We start from the raw sequence: 2,549 nt of genomic DNA, 5'->3' as shown, positions 1-2,549 counted from the left end.
TTGCGGTCCTGCACCGCCTGCTCCAGCATGCCGAGCCAGCGGTGCCGTGCCGGACGAGGTCCGTCGTCCGGCGGGTCAGTGCTTGAAGACGTCCTTCGCCTTCTCCTTCGCGCCGCGCGCGTCGCCCTTGGCCTGCTCGGCCCGGCCCTCCGCCTCCAGGCGCTCGTCGTCGGTCATCCGGCCGACCGTCTCCTTGACCTTGCCCTTGGCCTGCTCGGCCTTGGCCTTCATCTTCTGCTCACCGGACACGAGGGATCGCTCCTTACTGCGTGTGAAACTCCGCGTGACACGTCTGACGACAGGACTTCTCACCGGAACCAGCGAGAACAAACCACCATAAATCAGGCGCACCGCCGTTCAGTGCGCACCGGAGGGGAGGTTCTCCTTGATCTTGGCGATGGCGAAGCCCCATCCCTGCGACACCGTCGGCTTCCCCGGCACGGCCACCTCCGCCGGATTGGTCAGCACGTCGAGGAGGACCGGGCCGGGGAGGGCGAGCGCCCTGCGCACGGCCCCGTCCAGCTCGCCCGGCGCGGTGACGCGGATGCCGGTCAGCCCGAGCGCCTCGGCCACCGCGGCGAAGTCGGGGTTGTCCAGGACCGTCCCGAACTCGGGAAGCCCCGCCTGCTCCTGCTCCAGCTTGACCATGCCGAGGCGGCGGTTGTCGAAGACGACGAGCTTCACCGGCAGCCGTTCGGAGCGGATGGTCATCAGGTCGCCGAGCAGCATGCCGAGGCCGCCGTCGCCGCAGAAGGCCACGACCTGCCGGTCCGGCGCCCACAGCTGCGCCCCGATGGCCTGCGGCATGGCGTTGGCCATGGAACCGAGGTTGTAGGAGCCGAGCAGCCGCCGGGTGCCGCGCATCCGCACGAGCCGCGAGAGCCAGACGGTGGCCATCCCGGTGTCCGAGGTGAAGATCGCGTCGTCGTCGGCGTGGCGGTCGACGGCCGCCGCGAGGGCTTCGGGACGGATGTCCGCCTCCCGGTTGTCGAACACGGCCCGCACCCGTCCGAGCAGCCGCCGGTCGTGGGCGGGGTCGGCGAGGGCGGCCTGGCCTTTCCGCCACTCCGCGTACCGCTCGCGGGCCTCGTCGAGGTGGGAGCGCGACGGGACGGGCGCGAGCAGCGGCAGCAGGGCCCGCAGCGTCGCCCCCACGTCCCCGGCGAGCCCGACGTCCACCGGGACGCGGCGCCCGAGGTGCTCCTCGCGGGTGTCGATCTGCACGACCCGGCAGTCCTCCGGATACCAGTCCCGGTAGGGGAAGTCCGTCCCGAGCATGACGAGCGTGTCGCAGGAGTCCATGGCGTGGGCCGCGGCCGGGTTGCCGATGAGCCCGGTCTGCCCGACCTCGTACGGGTTCTCGTCCTCGAAGCCCTCCTTGCCCTTCAGGGTCAGCACCATCGGCGCCGACAGCAGCTCGGCGGCGCGCAGCACCTCCGCGCGGGCCTCCCGGGCGCCGCGCCCGACCAGGAGGGTGACCCGCGAGCCCCGGGCGATCACCTCGGCCGCCTCGGCGAGCGCCGGGTCGTCGGGGCGCGTGACGGCCGGGCGCGGCAGCGCGAACCGGGTCGGCCGGTCCTCCTCGACCTCCCGGTCGCCGAGGTCCCCGGGGACGGTCAGCACCGCCACGCCCCGCCCGGTCACGGCGGCCCGCACCGCGGACTCCAGCAGCCGGGGCAGCTGGGAGGGGGAGGTCACGGTGGCCCGGTAGACGGCAACGTCCCGGAAGAGGAGGTCGTTGTCGACCTCCTGGAAGTAGTCCCCGCCCACCTCCGACAGCGGCACCTGGCCGCAGATCGCCAGGACCGGCGCCCCGCTCTTGGCCGCGTCGTACAGCCCGTTCAGCAGGTGCACCGAGCCCGGTCCGACCGTGCCCATGCAGACGGCCAGTTCCCCGGAGAGCTGGGCGCGCGCTCCGGCGGCGAAGGCCGCCGCCTCCTCGTGGCGGAAGCCGGTCCAGTCGATGCCCTCGGTGGTCCGGATGGCGTCGGTGAGCGGGTTGAGCGCGTCGCCGACCACGCCGAAGACACGGCCGACGCCGAGGTCGGCGAGCCCGTCGACGATCACCTGTGCGACGGTACGAGTCATGGGGTCTCCCTTCGCTGGGGACGGCGACCGGGTCGCCGGGGGGCGGACCGGTCCGTATGCGCCGTCTTCCCGTCGCCTGCCCGCGCCTTCGGAACCGATGCGGTGGAGCCCGCCGCCGGCGCGCCGGGCGGGGCCGTGCCGAGGGCCCGGCGCGATCGGGGCCCGCCCGGATCCGGGTCCGGGCGGGCCCGGACCCGCCAGGTTTAGCGTGCGGGAGTCCGGCGAGACGATGCCCATGAGCGTTTCGGAGAACAGCGAACGGAACCAGTTCCCCTGGACCGGCCCCTACGCCGTCCCGGACCACCCCCACCTGACGCGGGTGGACGACCCCGACGTGGACGAGAGGTACGAGCCGGCCGCTCTCGAGCCCCGCCCTCCGCCGCCTCGCCCTCCACCCCGACCCGGCCCCGCCCGACCTGGTCCGCCGGGTCTACCGCACCTCACGCGTCTGGCGCGGCGCC

The 2,549-nt window shown here is 73.8% G+C and carries 2 protein-coding genes; both read right to left on the bottom strand.

Translation table 11 applies throughout. From position 1 onward, the window contains the following. Window positions 1-75: 75 nt before the first annotated feature. Complete coding sequence (locus AB0E83_RS35360; protein ID WP_362120913.1) at window positions 76-249, bottom strand: CsbD family protein; 174 nt, start codon at window positions 247-249, stop codon at window positions 76-78. Window positions 250-357: 108 nt separating this feature from the next. After that, on the bottom strand, window positions 358-2,088 hold the full coding sequence (locus tag AB0E83_RS35355) for a thiamine pyrophosphate-dependent enzyme (protein ID WP_362120911.1): 1,731 nt from the start codon (window positions 2,086-2,088) through the stop codon (window positions 358-360). Window positions 2,089-2,549 lie beyond the last annotated feature (461 nt).

It is taken from the genome of Streptomyces sp. NPDC035033 (genome assembly GCF_040636735.1).
Lineage (GTDB): Bacteria > Actinomycetota > Actinomycetes > Streptomycetales > Streptomycetaceae > Streptomyces.
This window is presented reverse-complemented; position numbering and strand designations above follow the sequence as displayed.

What these genes read in the sequence shown, in the direction of transcription:
- AB0E83_RS35355 (WP_362120911.1), bottom strand. Translation starts at nt 2,088, where the DNA reads ATGACTCGTACCGTCGCACAGGTGATCGTCGACGGGCTCGCCGACCTC.